This is a genomic window from Candidatus Limimorpha avicola (genome assembly GCF_056978975.1).
In genome coordinates, this window is sequence record NZ_DBMCYK010000031.1 from 1 (window position 1) to 5,793 (window position 5,793).

Genomic DNA, 5,793 nt, shown 5'->3' on the forward strand with positions numbered 1-5,793 from the left:
GTAAATGTATTGAATGGAGTTTCTTCTCGAACATTCCCGTATTTGGGTAATATGCCAAAGATTAGATTTAATGGCAAATGGGATGACGTAATTATCTTGCTTCTACGTACTGCGTTAGACCAATATTATGAGAAAGAATATCTTGAGCAATTGGTAATGAAGTGCGATTTGCAAAATACTTCTATTCTTCCTGTTCCTCCGGAATTAATGAATTTAATTAATATTGAAGATAATATAAAATCAATACTCTATCCTGAACCACCGTTAGGTCGTGAAGAGTTGGAGGTTTTGAATAAAAATGGTAAGATTACAAGTTTTGTTACTCCGAGTCAGTTATATTCAAATATGAATAAGATACAGGATAAGAAAATCGCAATTTCTATTTCGGAAACTCCGGAGGCTTTAACTAAAGGAATCGGCAAAGCCATGTTTGATGATTTATCTGTTGAAATAGCTCGTCATCTGCTTGTTACTGGAGCTAAATTGGTGTATGGAGGTGATCTTAGAATTGGTGGTTTCACAAAACTTTTATGCGATCTTTCATGTCAGTATGGCATAAAAGAAAAGTCTGATCCAAGTACAATCTATTTCACAAATTATTTTGCTTGGCCTATATTTAATAGGCTCTCAAAATCTGACATCGCTGAATTTAAATACGACCGTGTGGAAATAGTAAAAACAGAAATACCCAAAGGTGTAGGTGAGGAGGATAAGGGGAAGTTCTTTGAGCCAACTACGCCAAGCAAAATGTTTCTTTGGGCAAATTCTTTATCTATTATGCGTAAAGAAATGGAAGAGAATGTTAATGCACGTATCGTTTTGGGTGGCAAAATTGTCAATTTTAAGGGGCGTATGGCCGGAATATTTGAAGAGGCGATTTGTGCTATACAGAAAAAACATCCAATTTATTTATTAGGAGGATTTGGTGGAGCTTCTGCACAAATAGTGAAACTAATGAAAGGTGAAACTACGGCAGAAAAACTATTTGAAGAAGCAAAAACCAATGAGGATTATAAAAAATTAATTGAATATTGCCAAATGAGTTGTCTGCCAACGATAAATTACGATGAACTAAAGAAATTCGAAAATAAGGATTATCAGGTTCTTAGAAATGGACTTGATAAAGATGAAAATGAAATTTTATTCAACTCTATTAATATTCCCGAGATAATATCATTGATTCTCAAGGGTATTAATAAAGCTTTTAACTATTAATATAAATTATGCATAAAGTATTTGTAAGTTTTCATCATGCCAATGACCAGAAATATAAAGAAGGTTTGGTTAGTTGGGCTGAAAAAAATAAAGTATTCATTGATGGCTCTGTTGACATGGGCGAGATTCCAGAAGATTGGGACGACCAAAAGATACGCGAATATATACGCGACGAGCATTTGAAGGATACAACCGTAACCATTTTACTTGTAGGAACTGAAACAAAAAATCGCAAGCATATTGATTGGGAGTTATATTCAAGTATGTACGATGGTACGGTGAATAAGAAGTCCGGCATTATTGTGATATTACTACCATCTGTTAAAAGCGAATATTATACATGCGCTCATAGTAGTGAGAAAACGTTCTACCCAGAGACGACACAATGGATGTCTATTGATAGCCGAGAAGAGTATCATAGGCGTTATCCATACTTACCGGAACGCATCATTGATAATTTGCTCGAACCCAATGCCTTTATATCTGTAATCAATTGGGATAAGCTAACACCAGATATTTTGAGACAGATGATTGATAATGCATATAATAGTCGTGCCACTTGCACTTATGATTTATCAAGGCCAATGCGTAAAAAAAATGGATAAGTAGAATAATAGATTATGGCATTAAATAGATTTTATTTAACCGAAAATTCCATTGCACAAAGAAGTGGTTTATGTATATTCATAAGTCACCAAAAAAGAGATGCGGACACTGCTAAAAAAATAGCAGACTATTTTATTACTTCTGGTATTGATGTCTATTTTGATGAATATGATACAAAAATAGACAGAACGAGACCTTACTCGGTTGTAAGTGCAATTTAAACAGGTATCAGAAACAGCACGCACATGTTATGTCTTTTATCCCAAAATGCATTGGATTCAAAATGGATCCCTTGGGAAGTTGGATATGGATATGATAGAACAACTGTTGTAGGGTTAACATTAAAAGAAATATCACAATCAGTCTTACCCGAGTATCTTCAAATCGTTCCAATTCTAAGAGGTACAAAATCGTTGAATAACTTTATTTCTAATGTGTTAAAACGAGATGAATCAACGCTTATAAATGAGAGGAAATTATTTGCCGCATATCAATCTCAGCATCCTTTAGACTCTGTTCTTAATTGGGAACTGTAACATAACTTCCAGCAGGTATAATACCTTGCTGGAAGTTTATATAATATACCAAACAGTACTTGTATATCTTAATCGGGTAAGAGGAAAACGAAGAAGTAAAATTTCTCCTACTCAATTTGTTTTTGTAAGTCCTAAAAGTATTTCAAGATTTGCTTTTCCTTCCTCTGTCTTCCACTTTTTTCTCATTTTCTTTTGATTTTCGCCTTCAAGGGTTTCCAAAGCTTTTTCTTCTTGTTTTGTGGTTATATCAAGATATACCATTGTGGTTTGAATACTTTCATGCCCAAGTAAGTATGAGATTTGGGCTATGTTCATCCCGTTTTCAAGCCAGTGTGAAGCTTTGGCATGCCTAAATTGATGGGCATGTAAATCCATAGGAACATCTTGGCACCTTTCATGAGCCATTGTGGCATATTTTTTCAGCATCTTGTTCACGTTTTCAGCGGACATCGGGACATATATGCCTTTGCTCTTAGAACAGAAAAGTAATGCATTTGCATCATTCTGTTTCGGATGGTATTTGATAAGATACCTTTTCAAGCATTGTGCTGGCTTGGCCAAAAGAGGAATCGGACGTTTCTTTCTTCCTTTGCCAATGACTATTATGTGAGGTTTTACACAGTCTATAACAATATTGCTAATTTTCAGAGTCAGAAGCTCGTTGATGCGCACAGCGGTGGAATATAAGAGAAGCATCAGAGTGTAATCACGAAAGCCTATAGTACTCCCTTGATTAGGCATGGACAACAATACATCAACAGCCTGTTTACTGAGCCCGATGACCTTTCTTTTAGAGTTTTTCTCATTTGGAACATTTTCCGCTTGTAAGAAAACAGACATATAGGATATATCTCTAAACGACAAATATTTCAGAAAAACACGCAAAGCTGACAATCTTACATTACATGTTGCTGGACTGCAACCCCTATTTTCCTTTAACCAAATGATCCACTCCATTATATATTCCATACAGAAACATTCTGCGCTTAATGTTTCTGGTGTAGTGCCTTTTATGACTCTGAGGAATTCTACATAGAGTTTCACGGAGATCTTATAATTTCTCTTTGTGTGAGGACTGCATGCCTTGATTGAAGGGACATAGTGTTCGAGCCAGTCATGCAGATAATCAGCTATCTGCATTGCTTGCGGATTAATCTTCTTTTTCATCTGTCTTTAATTTTAATAATTGATTCTCTGTATATTCCATTATATCAGAAATCGCTGGGGTCAAGGAATAATAAGCCAGCGTGCTCTCTATTTGCCGGTGTCCCATGCTCTTGCTTAAAGCCAACAACTTGTCATGGATGGTAAATCCTTGGTGTGTCCAGCTGTTTATGTTTTCTATGGCATAGTTGTGTCTTAGCTCATATGGGATAGCGTAGGATGAATTGCAACTTTGCCACAACACCCGAAAATGATACGTAACCCAAACAGAAGGGTGAGACTTGTCATCCGGTGTCGGAAAGAACACTTTGCGGTGCGGTACTAACCTAGATATATTCTCGTCGTAAGTACGCATTAGAGCCAACATTGTATTATGGAGAACGACATAATGTTGGTCATGCCCTTTACTTCGCTTGATGGAAATTACGCCATTTTCAAGGTTTACATCATCACGTTCCAGCAGGATGGCTTCGGTTGTCCTCATCCCAGAACTGTACAATAAGCGAAAGAATACTGGCAGTGTCATGCGTTGGATTGTGGCGAGACGGCCACGTCTTGGCTTTGTGTTGTCGCAAGCATTGAAGAAGCGTTTCAATTCATCATATGTGAAAGGATGCGGCGTATAAGTTCTTGGCACAGACCTTGGCACTTTTGGCAGGGCTATTTTTGTCATTCCACGTTTGTTCATGTATTTGATGAAGTCCAGAATAGGATATACACGTGACACGCAAGAGTTTGTGCATTCAGATGGACGTTGCCTGCACCATCTGTCCACGATTTCTTGGGATAGTTCGATCTGTCCGGGATATTCCCTCGCACAAAAATGGTCAAATAGTATTACGTTCTTGATATAGCTGTGGCTGTCACGCCCGGAAGCCTTGCGGTATTTTACGTATCCTTCTATCGCGTTGGAAAGGAATGAAGTCGTTTTCATCTGCCAAACACCTCCTTTCCAACCGGGAATCCCTCGATGCTTAGCGAACACTCTTTCAGGTGTTTGAATTCCGCACTGAGATAGCGGTCGAGAGAGCTTGGGGACGAATGGCCAAGGGTGGCACTTATAACAGGCTGTTGCACACCGCCCTGCAACAGGGATGTCGCTACATGGTGGCGAAACAGGTGCATGCTCTTTCTTTCATTTTCACCTTGCCTTATTCCTGCTTTGTACATGACTTTTGAGCATATGGCATCAAGATTGCTTGTGTGGAGTCTTCTGTGTGGCACGTGTACTGTGAGAAAAACATATGGTTCCGGGCATTGGGGACGCTCTTTGAGCAGGTAATCAAAGACAGCATTCCCGACTACGGCGCGAAGCGGCAATGTAAGGGGCTGTCCCGTTTTTGCCTGTGTGATTTTTATAAGGTCGTGTTCCCAATCGAAGTTCTCAAGCGTGAGAGCTGAGATGTCACACCCACGCAATCCCGTGTACATGGCCAAGGTTATGATGGCTTTGTCCTGCAGGGATATTGTGCCGTCGTGCTCCAAGGTATGCCTGATGGCCGTCAGTTCTTGCTCTGTAAGGTATTGAATGTTCTTACGCATGTTGGGTATGGCCGGCAGATATGCGATTATACGTTCAACGGATTTGCCATAGTAAGGCAAACAGGCTTTCAGCCCATACTCCACCGAATATTTGAGCGAATGGCCCATCTTCTGTTTTTCGTCTTTGGAAAACACTTCCAACACCGCATCCTCTGTTATTGATTCGAATGAATACACACCCATTTCCTGTAACCGGAAGAAGAACGAAGATAGCGCATACTTCACGTTTGTTGAAAATTTGCAACGCCTGTCTACCACGTTGAAAGCCATGTCCGTTACATTCCTGTATTCTTCGCCAAGCAATTCGTAATGGTGAGGTTTGATGTAGTGTTTGCATCCGTCGGGTAATAATCCATTCTCGATATATTGGCAGATTACACGTAACAGGCGTACCTTGTTTCTGCAAGTATACTTGTTGGACCACAATTCTTTTAGTGTCGGTTCAACATCGGCGAGACTCTTCCATTTGTAATGTTCGGAATTGCCCGATAACCACTCAGCCATTTTCTTCACATAGTCTATGTACATGGCTGAATAACCTGTGTCTTGTAAATAAGAAACAAGCCCTTTGACTTTTTCATTCAGATTAAATATGTCCATAATCGCATCTTGTTTGAATGTTATTCTACAATTATAGACGGAATATAATCAGAACTGATTAAGACTCAAAACAAATGATTGCTAAACAATTGAATAATTTTATCGGAAATTCCTAAAAGTTCTGATAATG

At 38.7% G+C, this 5,793-nt stretch carries 5 protein-coding genes and 1 pseudogene; 3 read left to right on the forward strand and 3 right to left on the reverse strand.

The window, feature by feature from the left end:
* The 3 genes and pseudogenes from ACZOVS_RS10155 to ACZOVS_RS10165 form a co-directional block, all read left to right on the forward strand.
* Positions 1-1,215: pseudogene (locus ACZOVS_RS10155) on the forward strand (TIR domain-containing protein); the annotation flags it as partial.
* Between the two features lie 8 nt (positions 1,216-1,223).
* Positions 1,224-1,820: a TIR domain-containing protein gene (locus ACZOVS_RS10160; RefSeq protein WP_008655066.1), complete on the forward strand. Its 597-nt coding sequence runs from the start codon at positions 1,224-1,226 to the stop codon at positions 1,818-1,820.
* Positions 1,821-1,835: 15 nt separating this feature from the next.
* Positions 1,836-2,042 (forward strand): toll/interleukin-1 receptor domain-containing protein, encoded by a 207-nt coding sequence (locus ACZOVS_RS10165; protein ID WP_413683189.1) that lies wholly within the window; start codon positions 1,836-1,838, stop codon positions 2,040-2,042.
* 426 nt (positions 2,043-2,468) lie between these two features.
* Here ACZOVS_RS10165 and ACZOVS_RS10170 read toward each other — a convergent pair whose 3' ends face one another.
* The 3 genes from ACZOVS_RS10170 to ACZOVS_RS10180 are packed head-to-tail and all read right to left on the reverse strand — an operon-like array spanning position 2,469 to position 5,663.
* Positions 2,469-3,524 (reverse strand): tyrosine-type recombinase/integrase, encoded by a 1,056-nt coding sequence (locus tag ACZOVS_RS10170; protein ID WP_015532696.1) that lies wholly within the window; start codon positions 3,522-3,524, stop codon positions 2,469-2,471.
* Positions 3,508-4,455 carry a tyrosine-type recombinase/integrase gene (locus tag ACZOVS_RS10175; protein WP_015532695.1) on the reverse strand — a complete coding sequence of 316 codons (948 nt, stop codon included), beginning with the start codon at positions 4,453-4,455 and terminating at the stop codon, positions 3,508-3,510. Before ACZOVS_RS10175 ends, ACZOVS_RS10170 begins: the two co-directional genes overlap by 17 nt.
* Positions 4,452-5,663, reverse strand: coding sequence for a tyrosine-type recombinase/integrase (locus ACZOVS_RS10180; protein ID WP_015532694.1), 1,212 nt, complete (start codon positions 5,661-5,663; stop codon positions 4,452-4,454). The genes ACZOVS_RS10175 and ACZOVS_RS10180 overlap by 4 nt, the downstream gene beginning before the upstream one ends.
* Positions 5,664-5,793 lie beyond the last annotated feature (130 nt).